Annotated in this window: 10 protein-coding genes; 5 read left to right on the plus strand and 5 right to left on the minus strand. The window is 59.8% G+C overall.

Annotation, left to right across the window (positions count from 1 at the left end):
• Positions 1 to 9: 9 nt before the first annotated feature.
• The 3 genes from GGU46_RS14995 (at position 10) to sdaAA (ending at position 2,540) form a co-directional block, all read left to right on the plus strand.
• Positions 10 to 795: a M949_RS01915 family surface polysaccharide biosynthesis protein gene (locus GGU46_RS14995; RefSeq protein ID WP_183404385.1), complete on the plus strand. Its 786-nt coding sequence runs from the start codon at positions 10 to 12 to the stop codon at positions 793 to 795.
• A 90-nt stretch (positions 796 to 885) separates the two neighbouring features.
• Positions 886 to 1,347: a peptide-methionine (R)-S-oxide reductase MsrB gene (msrB, locus tag GGU46_RS15000; protein ID WP_183404386.1), complete on the plus strand. Its 462-nt coding sequence runs from the start codon at positions 886 to 888 to the stop codon at positions 1,345 to 1,347.
• 287 nt (positions 1,348 to 1,634) lie between these two features.
• A complete protein-coding gene (sdaAA, locus tag GGU46_RS15005) occupies positions 1,635 to 2,540 on the plus strand; it encodes an L-serine ammonia-lyase, iron-sulfur-dependent, subunit alpha (RefSeq protein WP_183404387.1) in 906 nt (301 codons plus the stop codon).
• A gap of 135 nt (positions 2,541 to 2,675) precedes the next feature.
• On the opposite strand, the gene GGU46_RS15010 is transcribed toward sdaAA, so the two are convergent.
• From GGU46_RS15010 to ispF, 5 genes are all read right to left on the minus strand, one after another.
• Entirely contained in the window at positions 2,676 to 4,712 is a 2,037-nt protein-coding gene (locus tag GGU46_RS15010) for a T9SS type A sorting domain-containing protein (RefSeq protein ID WP_183404388.1), read from the minus strand.
• Between the two features lie 352 nt (positions 4,713 to 5,064).
• Positions 5,065 to 6,114 (minus strand): hypothetical protein, encoded by a 1,050-nt coding sequence (locus GGU46_RS15015; RefSeq protein ID WP_183404389.1) that lies wholly within the window; start codon positions 6,112 to 6,114, stop codon positions 5,065 to 5,067.
• Between the two features lie 78 nt (positions 6,115 to 6,192).
• Entirely contained in the window at positions 6,193 to 7,602 is a 1,410-nt protein-coding gene (locus GGU46_RS15020) for a LutB/LldF family L-lactate oxidation iron-sulfur protein (RefSeq protein ID WP_183404390.1), read from the minus strand.
• A gap of 270 nt (positions 7,603 to 7,872) precedes the next feature.
• Complete coding sequence (locus tag GGU46_RS15025; RefSeq protein WP_183404391.1) at positions 7,873 to 9,579, minus strand: M28 family peptidase; 1,707 nt, start codon at positions 9,577 to 9,579, stop codon at positions 7,873 to 7,875.
• A 145-nt stretch (positions 9,580 to 9,724) separates the two neighbouring features.
• Positions 9,725 to 10,204 carry a 2-C-methyl-D-erythritol 2,4-cyclodiphosphate synthase gene (ispF, locus tag GGU46_RS15030; protein WP_183404392.1) on the minus strand — a complete coding sequence of 160 codons (480 nt, stop codon included), beginning with the start codon at positions 10,202 to 10,204 and terminating at the stop codon, positions 9,725 to 9,727.
• A gap of 226 nt (positions 10,205 to 10,430) precedes the next feature.
• Between ispF and GGU46_RS15035 the strand changes: the two genes are divergently transcribed.
• The gene (locus GGU46_RS15035; protein ID WP_183404393.1) at positions 10,431 to 11,045 is read left to right on the plus strand and encodes a TetR/AcrR family transcriptional regulator; all 615 of its coding nucleotides are present in this window, start codon (positions 10,431 to 10,433) and stop codon (positions 11,043 to 11,045) included.
• Positions 11,046 to 11,067: 22 nt separating this feature from the next.
• The gene (locus GGU46_RS15040) at positions 11,068 to 12,735 is read left to right on the plus strand and encodes a TolC family protein (protein WP_183404395.1); all 1,668 of its coding nucleotides are present in this window, start codon (positions 11,068 to 11,070) and stop codon (positions 12,733 to 12,735) included.
• The last annotated feature ends 57 nt before the right edge of the window (positions 12,736 to 12,792 follow it).

Consider the following 12,792-nt stretch of genomic DNA (forward strand, 5'->3'; position numbering starts at 1 on the left):
AGGACGATAATGCAAAAATTTTCTTGGGGGTTTGTGCTCCTGCTGGGGGTAGGAGCCTGTTCCGAAACCCCACCACAAACCCCGGCCGCCAGCACAGCCCCGGCCGTTCAGGTGGCCCCCGCCGCTGCAATCCGCGTCCGCACGTTGAGGGCCGAACAGCTGCCGGACCCTGCCCTGCTCCCGCCGGGCCAGCTGCTGGAAGCTCGGCAGTGGCAGGATAGCCGCGGCGAAAACCTGCTGCTGATTACCCGGCGCGGCCCATTCCATGAAAAGACAACCGAGTACACCGACGAGGAATCGGGCGTGGAGCTGTTTGCCCGGCAGTACGTGCGGCAGGCCGCGGGCCGCTGGCAGGAGCTCTGGCGCATGCAGGATGCCATCCGGAACTGCGCTTTTGATATGTGGTTGGGGCCGCTGCCGGGCTCTACCTCCATCACGGACCTGAACGCCGACGGCGAAACCGAAACCACGCTGGTGTATCAGCTCACCTGCCGCAGCGACGTCAGCCCCTCGAACTTAAAGCTGATTATGCACGCCGGCCGCCGAAAATACGCCCTGCGGGGCCAAACGATAGTGCAGTACGACTCCGTGCCGCTGGCCCAGCGCGCCCCGGCCAATCCGTGCTGCGTGGATACCCTCAGCGAAGCCGAGCTGGATGCTCCCGAAGGCTACGAGCTATACGCGGGGCGCTACGAGAACGAAAAAGATTTTCGGGGAGCTCCGCCGGAATTGCTGCGCTACGCCCGGCAACAGTGGCGCAAGTGGAGCCTGCAGGACCAGGGCGGGCAGTTGTAAGCGGGCAGCAGGGGTAGGGCTGGGTTAAACTTCTGGCCCGACTGCTGCGTTTTCACTGTACCCGACCTTTTATCCAACCCTTCACAACCCATGCAAACCTGGAACGATGTTATCCGGCTGGCCAACCACGGCAGTCCGGCTCCCGATAAGCGCGTAGAAAAAACCGATGCCGAGTGGCGCGCTCAGCTTACGCCCGAGCAATACCACGTTACCCGCCAGCACGGCACCGAGCGCGCCTTTACGGGCGAGTACTGCGAGGCCCACGAAGCCGGCCTGTACGCCTGCGTGTGCTGCGGCACCCCCCTCTATGATTCGCGCACGAAGTTCGAGTCGGGCACGGGCTGGCCGAGCTTCACGCAGCCGGTGCAGGAAAACGCCATCCGATACAAGAAGGACACCAGCTACGGCATGACCCGCGTGGAAGTGCTCTGCAACGTCTGCGACGCCCACCAGGGCCACGTTTTCCCCGACGGGCCGCCGCCCAGCGGCCTGCGCCTGTGCATCAACTCGGCCGCCATTAAGCTGGTAACTGAGCCGGCCCAGGTGGGGTAGCGTTGGGATTGTGCAGGAACGTCATGCTTCGGCTGTGCCTCTGCATGACGTTCTTCTTGTTACTCTGTTCCTACCCCTGTTAATTGGTAAAAGCCTCTTTGCTACAGGCAAGGAGGCTTTTCCTGTTAAGGAGGGGTAGCAATTTTGGCAGGGGCCGTCAGAAAGGGATTAGGATGCTTGACGCTGCCATTTTTCTCCCGATTTTCGCAGCCCGCTTCACTGAACTGCTTCCGCTACGGCGTTGTTTCAGTTTGTTATTCCACCCTACTATACTACCCACCCCACCTATGTCGTTGCTCTTCACTGATTTTGCCAGCTGGCAAGCCCATTGTGCCTCCACCGGCGAGCCGCTCTATCAACCCGTTCTGGCCTACGAAATCGAGCAGAAAGGCCGCTCGGAGGAAGAAATATGGGCGGGCCTGCAGCGGGCTTATGATGTGATGCGCGACGCCGTGCACACGGGCCTTACCCAGAACATGACCTCGCGCTCGGGCATGGTGAATAATGGGGCCAAGAAGATTGCTGCCTCACCGGTTACGGTGCTTTCGCCGGAGTTCAAGAAGCTGGTTACGCGGGCGCTGGGGGCCAAAGAAGTAAACTCGTGCATGGGCCGGGTGGTGGCGGCACCTACGGCCGGCGCCTCCGGTATTCTGCCGGGTGTGCTGGTTACCCTCCAGGACTTACACAAGCTGGAGGACCGGGCCATTCTGGAAGGGCTGCTGGTGGCGGCGGGCATTGCCCTCATCATTGAGCAGAACGCTTCCCTGGCCGGGGCCGTGGGCGGCTGTCAGGCCGAAACTGGCTCGGCCGCGGCCATGGGCAGCGGAGCTATTGTGTACTGCCTGGGCGGCTCGGTGGAGGAAACCTTTGCGGCCGTTGCCATTACCATTCAGTGCATGCTGGGGCTGGTCTGCGACCCGGTGGCGGGGCTGGTGGAGGTGCCCTGCGTGGTGCGTAACGCTTCGGCGGCGGCCATTGCCTTCAGCTCGGCCCAGATTGCCATTGCCGGCGTCGATCCGGTGATTCCGGTGGATCAGTGCGTGGCGGCCCTTGGCGAAGTCGGCCAGAGCATGGAAACCCGCTACAAGGAAACGGCCCTGGGCGGCTTGGCCAATACCACCAGGGGTAGGGAAATTGAGAAGATGGTGCTGGTGCAGGATGTGCAGATTCTACCCGACGAGCTGGATCAGTAAGCCTGTACCAGAAGCTTGCTAAAAGGGGCAGCCCACGGGCTACCCACCTGGGCCATATACTGCTTTCAGTTGAAAAGCCCTTGCCACATTAGTAGCAAGGGCTTTTCAACTGAAAGACAGCGGGGTACTGGGGGCTTATTGCTTCACCAGCTTTTCCCGGATCTGCTGGCCGTCGGGCAGGTTGAGGTGCAGCAGGTAGGTCCCCTGGGGCAGTCTATCCAGCGCGTCGAGGGGAAGCTCCTGGGCCGTGGGCTCTACCAGCGCCGTCCGACGAAACACTTCCCGGCCCTGCATATCGAGTAGGCGGGCCGTAAGCTGGCCGCCACGCGTTGGCTGCAGCAGGATGCGCAGGGAGCTGTTAAACGGGTTAGGGTAAGCCGCCGCAGTAGCTACTGAGCCAAACGAAACAACCTGCGGACCAAACAAGGTGGCTTTGCCGTCGAGGTCCACCTGGCGCAGCCGATAGTAGCGCAGGCCGAATTTGGCCGTTTCACGATCCACAAACTCGTAGGTGCGGGCCAGCTGGCTGGTAGGCGAAGGGCTGGCTACCGTACCCAACGAGCGGAACGTGCGGCCATCGGTGGAAACCTGCACCTCGAAGCCGGCGCTGTTCAGCTCCTGCGAGGTAGCCCAGCGCAACAAGGCATCGGCGCCGACGCGCGTGGCTACAAAATCGGTCAGGGTCACGGGCAGCGGGTTGTTCTGGTCGCCTAACGTAAGAAAGGTCAGCCGATCAACCCCCGATTTGGTTACAGTGTTGGTCGTGGTTTGCTGGGAGTCTTTGCCTATCAGCCCCCAGCTTTGGCCGCTGTTAGCCGATTGGAACAGAACCAGATCATTTTCCGGAATAGCGTTCAGCTCCCGGTCGAGGTAGCGGAAAACCAGGGTAGCGTTCAGGTTGGTGTTGTTATCGGGCACTAGGTTAAACTGGCGCTGCACGCTGCGGCTGGTACCCGCGCCGGAGTAGGTAAGGCCCGTCAGGCGTACTACCAGCGTCTGGCCCGCGGCTTGGCCGAAGGTGGTCAGCTCAAACCCAATGTTGCCAAAATCCTGCGCAACGGCCAGGCCCACGGTCCGGCGCACCTGCACTACCCCCAGCACAAAGCTGGTTTCGGTTTCGCCCACAATGCTGGCCGTAGCTCCCAGCAGCGTCAGGTTGAACACGCTGGGGTTGTTGACGGCCGTCTGCAGAATGCCGTTCGTGAAGGTGAGCGTACCGATGATGCTGGCTTGGTTCGTAAGCGTTTTAACCCCGCCGCCTTCAACCCGCATATCAAAGAATACGTCGCCATCCAGCTGCTGGTCGCCGCTACGAGCCAGGACAAATACCCCACCCCCCTGCTCGTAGCCCGAGGCCGGGTTGGCGAAATTGCCAAATACTCGCAACTCACCGCCTTCCAGGCGCAGCACGGCCCGGCTGGTGGGGTCGGTGCCGGCTACGGTGAGGTTGCGCACCACCGCTACGCCGCTCAGAATAGTGGGAAAGTTTACCGGGCCTACCGGAATCAGGGCATCGGTATCAGCGGTAGGCACGCCGTTGGTCCAGTTGCTGTTGTTGAACCACTCGGCGCTTACGGCCCCAGTCCAGGTAGTGGAAACGGGGGTGGCGCCGGTTACGGCAAAGGTAGCGCGGTAGTTCTGGCTGCTCCGGCTGTCGTACACGTTGTAGCCGTTGCCGCCATTCACCCCACTACCTTCAAAATACACTTCCAGTACATAGGTGCCATTGCCGTTGGTGCGCGCCAGCAAATCGAGGTTGGCCGTTAGCACGTCCCATTTCTCGTCGCCGTTGCTTTGCCGCCCCCGAAATTCCAGCTCAATGGACTGAAAGCCCCCCGGGGCGCCGCCCTGGCGGTAAAGCCGGTAATACATGCGCGTTGCCTGCACGTCGTCGCCGTTATTTTCGAAGGTGTTAGCCTCGGCTCCATTCAGGAGCAGCTGGCCGCTATTGCGGTCAAACGAGCCCAGGTTGGCGCCCTGAAAATCAGGGTTGCCCGTATTCTGCAGCTCCGTATCGTAATACAGGTTGCCGCGGCCGTTATTGAGCACCACAAAATTTTTGAAGAAGCCCGAGCCCGCCCAGGCCGTGGAGCTAGTCAGCAGCAGTAGCAGTAAGGTACCGAGCCAACGGACCAGAGTTGAATCATTTTGGGAAGTACAGGTAGTAACCATGATAATGACAGATAAGAAGCCCAAGAGAAAACCGTCAATCAGGACAGTAATGGGGGCCTTAACGCACCATCAGACGAAAGGTTGATAATTATTGATAAAAATAAAGCAACAATAAATTAAAATAATTATATATTCTAAACTGAGAAAAAGGACTTTTCAAACCCCTCTGCCCGGTAGCTGCACATAACTTAATGGATTTTGGTACTATACTAATTCTTAATTGACTATTTGAGAATATACCAGATAGCCTCGCCACGAAAGAGCGTCTGGGCGGTAGTCAGCAAGGCAGCCACCCAATGAACCTGACCGTGCCAGGTAGGCTAAGAGGAGTGTTGCCTTGCTCTGGCTCCGGCTACATGGGCTTGATCTGTGGGGCCATGGTCAGGTTAGCCAGGTAATGAATGGCCCCGATGTACTCCCGGCGCAGCTTCTGGTACTTCCGCCAGGCAGCCTGCTGATCGGCTTGTAGCGGAACGCCAGCTTCCTGCAGCTCCTGGCAGGCCTTCTGGAAATCCTGGTACTGCGGGTCCTCTACGGGCTCCTCATCACCGGGCGGCTCGGGTTCTTCCGTGTTGGCTTCAAACTTAAAGAAGCGCGACACCCGGTTGATGGCCAGGGTGCCCGCCTTAAAGCACAGTAGCATGTGGGGGTTGCGCGGGGCATCTACTACACTTAGCAGCAGGGCGGCCGTTTCCAGAATAATGTCGGAGGCCATAATCCAGGAGCGGCCCGGCTGCGGCGAGCGGAAAAAGGAAAGAATGGGCAGGGAAGTATGGCTTTCCTCAATTTCCACGAACCACTCCTCCCACTGCTGCCACTGCTCTTTCTCATCAGGAATAGAGCCCGTTTGGTGCACCCACCGGATCAATCCCACCGTGGAGCTGGAAGTACCGGTGCGCAGATCCAGGCGGGCAATAACCAGCTCGCGGCGGGAGTAGGCCTGGTAGATGGTAGGGAGGTAGGAAATCAGCAGCGTCAGGAGCAGCAACCCCAGCGTTGCCTCGGAGTACGACATGACGGTAGCCACCACGCCCTCACTGGGCTCCTCGGACCCCAGCGTGAGCAAGGAGCTGTTGCTGATGCGGTAGCAGCGGTCCAGGTTGCCTTCGCCCAGGGCCCAAAAAATAGCGGTGTATCCGAAGCTCACTACCCCGAGCCAGGCAATGGGCAGAGCCACCAGCCCCACGGGCGCGTACAGCGCCATTATCCGGTCGCGCTGCCCGTAGGTGCGGCCCAGGGAGGCCATAGCCGTGAAAGCACTCCGGATGCCTGTAAAAATCCAGTTGTTGAGCAGCACGGATTCGTTGCGCGGCAACACAAACGAGCGAACAGCTGCCAGTACCGTACTAACTACCAGGAACAAGCCGACCAGAAAGGCCAGCACTTTCAGCGCGAATAACATAGGTGTAGCACAAGCGCGGCATTACCGCCGCCTGCCTTCTACTACTGAAGCTTGCCGGAAGTTGAGGGGGTAGGGGCTTTACTTTTTGGGCCGCTCCTTCCAGAGCTGCCGGAAGGTTTTGGGGGCTACCTGTACTGCGTCGCGGCGCTTGCTCCAGCCTACCTCGCCCAGCAGGCGGCTCAGCACCCAGTTTTTAGCCGAAGCCGGCGCTAAGTCCCACACCCAGCGGTGCTTCATGCCGTGCAGCCACAGACCAATGGCCCGGCGTTCCTCCTTGTCGGTGTGGCCTTCCTGCACGCTCTGCTGCCGGTTTTTGAGCAGAATATTATGAATCGGAATTTTCACCGGGCACACCGAGGTGCAGGCCCCGCACAGGCTGCTGGCGTAGCTCAGGTGCTTGTTTTCGGCCATGCCCGAGAGGTGGGGCGTAATTACGGAGCCGATGGGGCCGGAATAAGTAGCCTCGTAGGTGTGGCCGCCAATGTTCTTGTACACGGGGCAAATGTTCAGGCAAGCTCCGCACCGGATGCAGTTCAGCGCCTCGCGCTTGTCGGGCTGGGCCAGCAGGTTGGTGCGGCCATTGTCCAGCAGAATCACGAACATTTCCTCCGGCCCATCCTTTTCCAGGGGCTGGCGCGGACCGGTGTAGATGGTGTTGTATACCGTTACTTGCTGGCCCGTACCGCTGGTGCTGAGCAGGGGCCAGAACAAATCCAGGTCCTGCAGGCGCGGAATCACCTTTTCAATGCCCACAATGGCAATGTGGGTTTTCGGGAAGGTGGCCGAAAGGCGGGCGTTGCCCTCGTTTTCGGTAACGGCAATGGCGCCCGTATCAGCAATGATAAAGTTACCGCCCGTAATTCCCACCTCGGCCGAGGTGTATTTGTCGCGGAGCAAGTGGCGGGCCGTGAGTACCAGCTTCTGGGCGTCGTCGGTGTATTCAATGCCCAGGTGCTTCACGAAGATATCGGCTATATCCAGCTTGCTCAGGTGCATGGCCGGCGTCACGATGTGGTAGGGCCGCTCCCCGTTCAGCTGCACAATAAACTCGCCCAGGTCCGTCTCCACCGACTCAATGCCACGCTTCTCGAGGTACTTGTTCAGGTGAATTTCCTCGGTGGTCATGCTCTTGGCCTTCACTACGGTGCGGGCCTGGCGGCGCTCCATAATCTTGCCGACCTCAAACAACGCTTCCTCCGCGTTCTGGGCCCAGATGACCTTGCCGCCTCTAGCTGTAAACTTTTCCTCGAACTGCAGCAGGTATTCATCAAGGTGATTGATGACCTGAGTTTTAAGGTAGGAGGCCCGCGCCCGCGCCAGCTCGTGGTCCTGGTAGAAGCCCAGGCCCGTTTGCACGGCTGCGTTGTACTTGCCAATGTTAAAGCGGATTTTACGCCGGTGCTCCAGGTCGAACGCCTTACGGTCGGAATCAGTCAGGAACTGACGGGCTTTGGTAGGGGCGAGGGGGGTAGTCGTCGTCGGGTTCATGGCAGCACAGAGTACAACAGGTTCTTAGCAAAGATAAAAACCCGCCGGACCTCAGGAGGTTCGGCGGGTTTTTATCTTTGGTTGAGCAGAGAAAGATAGGTCATGGCGAGGCGGAGCCGACGCCATCCGTCCTGACCAGTGTGCTACCCCCTGCAATGTGACAAGCCCTTGACGACTGTGCGAGCGTCAAGGGCTTGTCTGTTTACTAGGCTTGTCACAAAAGAGAGGAAGGATGGCTTCGTCGTGCCTCCTCGCCATGACACAGGAAAGCTACTTCTTGTTCGAGTCTACTACGATGCGCTGGTCGCGGTTGGCCAGGTCCCAGGCAGTGTAGAACACCAGGCGGGCACGCTTCTCCATCTGCGGAAACTCAATTTTCTCTACTTCGTCGCCGGCGCCGTGGTAGTCATCGTGCACGCCGTTGAAGAAGAAGGCCACCGGAATGCCGTGCTTGGCAAAGTTGTAGTGGTCGGAGCGGTAGTAGAAGCGGTTCGGGTCCTCGGGGTCGTTGTAGCGGAAGTCGAGGTCGATCTGGGTGTACTTCTGGTTCTGGTCCAGCAGAATCTGGTGCAGCTGGGAGCTGAGCTTGTCTGAGCCGATTACATACACGTATTCGCCTTTGCCCTCGTGCTCCTTGTCGGTGCGGCCCACCATGTCGGTGTTGAGGTCCACCATGGTGTTGGCCAGCGGGAAGATGGGGTGGTCGGTGTAGTACTCCGAGCCCAGCAGGCCTTTTTCCTCGCCCGTTACCGTCAGGAACAGCACGCTGCGGCGCGGACCGTGGCCTGCGGCCTTGGCTTTTACGAAGGCTTCGGCCATTTCCAATACCGTTACCGTACCCGAGCCGTCGTCGTCGGCGCCGTTGTGCACCTCACCGTTAATGATACCGATGTGGTCGTAGTGCGCCGAAAGCACCATAATTTCATCCTTCTTGTCGGTGCCTTCGAGGTAGCCCAGCACGTTCTCGGTGGTGAAATCTTCGGTTTTCTTGGCGGCTTTCACCAGCGCCTTGGCAGGCTTGAAGGGGGTAGCCGTGGGCTTGCCGGCTTTATTGATGCCAGCGGTGTACTTGGTTACGGCTGCCGCGTTGCTACCCAGCATTTTGTAGCCAACGGCCGGCGACACGAAGAAGGCCGTGGCGCGCGTCTGGCCGGGCGCCGCGTCTTTGAACGCAATGCTGGGCCGGCTGATGTAGGGCGTCATGCGCGCCGCCATCTTCTCGAAGTTGCTGTTGGGGTTGAAGTCCACGAAGAACACCGAGCGGGCACCCTTCTGGGAGGCCATCTGCAGCTTGGCCCGGTAGTCCTGGCCCCACTTGCTACCCTGCCCGTCTTTGCCCAGCAGGGCGGTTCCCTTGTCGTTCTGGGGCTCCCCGATGAGAATCAGCAGATCCTTGCCTTTCACGTCGCCGAGGGCGGCGTAGTCGGAATAGCCGTCCTGCTCGATGCCGTAGCCGGCAAATACCGGCTGAATGGCCGTTTCCTGCGCGAAGCCGGTGCTGCCGGCGGCATAGAAGTCCGTCAGCCACTTAAAGGTCTGGCCGCCTACTTTCAGGGTCGCGCCATCGGCCCAGGTGCTGCGCACCATGGTGAAGTGCTGGAGGTAAGGGTTGTCGGAGCCCTGTACGGGGCCCTGCAGGCCCAACTCCTTAAAGCGGTTGGCAATGTACTCGGCGGCCATTTTCTGGCCTTTCTCCCCGGTTTCGCGACCCTCATACGCATCCGAGGCCAGTACCGTCAGGTGCTGGCGCAGGTCGGCCTGGGTGATGGTTTCAGCGTAGGTGCGGGGTAGGTCGGCGGAGGCCGGAGCAGCCGTTGCCTTCGCTACAGCGTCAGCAGCCTGATCAGCGGCAGAAGGCGCCTCGGTTTTGGCCTTGCGCTTGGTCTTGACCTTGATTTTCTCGGGCGCCTGCTGGGCTACGGCGGCGGTTGCTACGCCGGCCGCCAGCAGGAAAGCCAGAAAGGACTGTTTCTTCATAAAAGAGGTAGAAGGATGAGGGTGTGGGAAGGGTAGGAAGTGGTGAACTGATGAACTGGTGAGGTAGTGCGCTTGTCGTTCTGCTGGTCTTGAGCGCATAGCAAAACGACAAGCGCACTACCGCACAAACTCACCAGTTCACTCCTTAAGGTTGCACGATGAGCACGGAGGCGTAGGCGGCTACCCCCTCGCGGCGGCCTACAAAGCCCAGCTTTTCAGTGGTAGTGGCTTTAATGCTGATATCGTCGGCGGGGATGCCCATCACCTCGGCCAGCACCCGCTGCATCTCCGGAATGTGCGGATTCACTTTCGGGGCTTCGAGGCAAATGGTGGAGTCGATGTTGGAAATGGTGTAGCCGCGCTCCTGCAAGAGGCGCACTACCTCAGCCAGCAGGCGCTTGCTGTCGATGCCCTTGTACTGCGGGTCAGTATCGGGGAAGTGAAAGCCGATGTCGCGCAGATTGGCCGCGCCCAGCAGCGCGTCGCAGATAACGTGAATAAGCACGTCGGCATCGGAGTGGCCGAGGGCGCCGTGGGTGTGCGGAACCTGAATGCCGCCGAGCCAGAAGGGTAGGCCCTCTTGCAGCTGGTGAACGTCGTAGCCGAAGCCGGTCCGGATTTTCATGGGGTAGTGAATGAAGGAAAACGTAACGGCAAGGTACGGCAATGTCGGCAACGGGCGAGGGCCAGGCGCAGTGGCGGGCCGTGGTAGGGGTAGGAAAAAAAGCCGGATAAAATAAAGTAAAAGCCACGCCAGTACGTCGGGAGAGGCAGGCCGGAAAAGGATAGCAAAGAATTAATGGAGACTTTGGGTTCATTAAAAGTTTCCGTCGTACCTTTGTGGCGTAGTCATGGAAATCAAGGATCGAATTTTACAGGAGTCCCTCCACCTCTTCACCCGCAACGGGATTAAGAGTGTGTCGATGGACGACATTGCCAGCCACCTGGGCATCTCGAAGAAAACGCTCTATAAGTGGTATGAAAACAAGGACCAGATTGTCTCGGCCGTCATCAGTACCCACTTGAATGGGGTGCAGGGCGAGTGCGAGGGCATTGTAGGACAGGCCCGCAACGCCGTTGACGAGATGATACAGATGATGGACTGGGCTAAGCGGCAGTTCTCCAACGTGAATCCCTCGGCCATTCATGATCTGCGCAAGTATTACCCGGCCGCCTGGAATCTGTTTCACGCCCACAAAAACAAATACATCCTGAGCCAGATTCAGGCTAACCTGCAGCGGGGCGTGGCCGAGGGCCTCTACCGCCCCGACCTGGACATTGAGGTGCTCTCGCGCCTGCGCCTGGCCCAGATTGACGTCCTCTTCGACCCCGACATTTTTCCGCATACCCAGTTTGAGCAGGCGCGCGTGCAAATGGCTTGCAACGAGCACTTTCTGCTGGGTATGGTGACGCTCAAAGGCCACAAGCTCATCAATGAATACCGTCATGTGACGGAAGAAGAATAAGCTCCATCACCTGCTTTCCGATATGAAAAATAACCTCCGCGTTTTGTTGCTGGCCGCCGGGCCGGGGCTGCTGGCTCCCGTTGGCAGTGCGCTGGCGCAAACCCCTGCGGCGCGTCCGGCCATAGCCGGGCAGTCGGCAGCCGTGGGCAACATGCCCTTGTCGCTGCAACAGGCCGTTGACTATGCCATCAAAAACAAGTCATCGTTGCTGGCTACGCGCCTGGGCGAGCAGACGGCCCGCGCCCGGGTCGGTGAGATTCGGGCTGCCGGGCTGCCGCAGGTAAGCGTAGCCGCCAACGTGGCGGATAACTTTAAGCTGCAAAAGTCGCTGGTATCGTTTCCGTTGTCGCAGACGGTCCTGACGCAGGAAAGTCTGCAGAATGCCAACAGCGGTCAGGAAGCTGTGCTCGAAACCCGGCAGCTGGCCGTACCCCCGCAACCGTTTGCCTTCGGCTTGCGGCACGCCGGTAACACCAGCGCATCCGTTTCGCAGCTGCTGTTTGATGGCTCGTATCTGATTGGGCTGCGGGCCGCCAAGGTGTACGAGGAACTGGCCAAGAAGCAAACCCAGCAGGCCGAAATTGACGTGGTGGAGCAGGTAAGCAAGGCTTACTACAGCACGCTGGTAGCTCGCGAGCGGCTGCAGCTGCTGGCCCGCAACGTGCAGCGCCTCGATACCATTCTCTACCAAACCAACCAGACCTTCAAGGCCGGTTTTGCCGAAAAGCTGGACGTACAGCGCCTGCAGGTGCAGCGTAACAATCTGGTAGTAGAGCAGCAAAAAGCAGAGCGCCTGACCGAGCTGAGCGTGGCCTTACTCAAGTTCCAGATGGGCTTGCCCCAGGACCAGGCCGTGCAGCTCACGGACTCCCTGGGGGCAGCCGTGGTAGATGCCGGGGCCTTGCGCCAGCGGTTGGGGGTAGCCAGCTTTGCCACCGGGGGTGGGGTTACCGGCCTGGGCAGTGTGCCCACAACTCCGGCACCCGCCACCAGTAACGCCGACGCGCAAAACCGCCAGGATCAGCAAACCGCCCTCAGCGGTGCCCGGCCGGGGCAGCTGGCCGCAACGTTCAACTACAACAACCGCATCGAGTTTTCGACGCTGGAAACCCAGCAGGCCCTGGCAGGCCTCGATTTGGCTAACCGCCGGGCCGGCGCCTACCCCCGCTTGGTGGCCACGGCAGCCTATGGCTTCACGGGCTCGGCCAACAGCTGGGGCAACCTGTTTGCCTTCCGCGGACCCGACTCGCGGGCGGCCAACGGCTTTCCCAACCAAAACTGGTTTGGCTTCGGCAACGTGGGCCTGAGCCTGCAGATTCCGGTGTTTGATGGCTTCCGCCGCAAGTACCAGGTGCAGCAGGCCCGCATTCAGCAGCAAACCATTGAGCGAGGCTTCGAAACCCTGCGCCAGAGCATCGACCTGCAGGACGCTCAGAGCCGCACTACCCTCATCAACGCCCTCGATGTGCTGGATAACCAGAAGGCCAACCTGGAGCTGGCCGCCGAGGTAGCCCGCGTCTCGCGCGTGAAGTTCAAGGAAGGGGTGGGCTCCAACCTGGAGGTGGTAACCGCCGAAACCTCCCTGCGTGAGGCTCAGACCAACTACTACGCCGCCCTCTACGATGTGCTGGTAGCCAAAGTGGACCGCGACAAAGCCACCGGCGAGCTGTACAACCAAGCCAAGAAATAAGGAGCCAGGAGTCAGAAGCCCGGAGCTAGAAGCTTCTGACCCAGCCGCCTACCTATC

Source organism: Hymenobacter latericoloratus (assembly GCF_014199535.1).
In the GTDB taxonomy this organism is placed as follows: Bacteria; Bacteroidota; Bacteroidia; order Cytophagales; family Hymenobacteraceae; genus Hymenobacter; species Hymenobacter latericoloratus.

Excerpts from the sequence above, each read along its gene's own strand:
- GGU46_RS15025 (WP_183404391.1), bottom strand. The coding sequence starts at position 9,579 with ATGAAGAAACAGTCCTTTCTGGCTTTCCTGCTGGCGGCCGGCGTAGCA.
- GGU46_RS15010 (WP_183404388.1), bottom strand. The coding sequence starts at position 4,712 with ATGGTTACTACCTGTACTTCCCAAAATGATTCAACTCTGGTCCGTTGG.
- GGU46_RS15020 (WP_183404390.1), bottom strand. The coding sequence starts at position 7,602 with ATGAACCCGACGACGACTACCCCCCTCGCCCCTACCAAAGCCCGTCAG.
- ispF (WP_183404392.1), bottom strand. The coding sequence starts at position 10,204 with ATGAAAATCCGGACCGGCTTCGGCTACGACGTTCACCAGCTGCAAGAG.
- GGU46_RS15040 (WP_183404395.1), top strand. The coding sequence starts at position 11,068 with ATGAAAAATAACCTCCGCGTTTTGTTGCTGGCCGCCGGGCCGGGGCTG.
- GGU46_RS15035 (WP_183404393.1), top strand. The coding sequence starts at position 10,431 with ATGGAAATCAAGGATCGAATTTTACAGGAGTCCCTCCACCTCTTCACC.
- GGU46_RS15015 (WP_183404389.1), bottom strand. The coding sequence starts at position 6,114 with ATGTTATTCGCGCTGAAAGTGCTGGCCTTTCTGGTCGGCTTGTTCCTG.
- msrB (WP_183404386.1), top strand. The coding sequence starts at position 886 with ATGCAAACCTGGAACGATGTTATCCGGCTGGCCAACCACGGCAGTCCG.
- sdaAA (WP_183404387.1), top strand. The coding sequence starts at position 1,635 with ATGTCGTTGCTCTTCACTGATTTTGCCAGCTGGCAAGCCCATTGTGCC.
- GGU46_RS14995 (WP_183404385.1), top strand. The coding sequence starts at position 10 with ATGCAAAAATTTTCTTGGGGGTTTGTGCTCCTGCTGGGGGTAGGAGCC.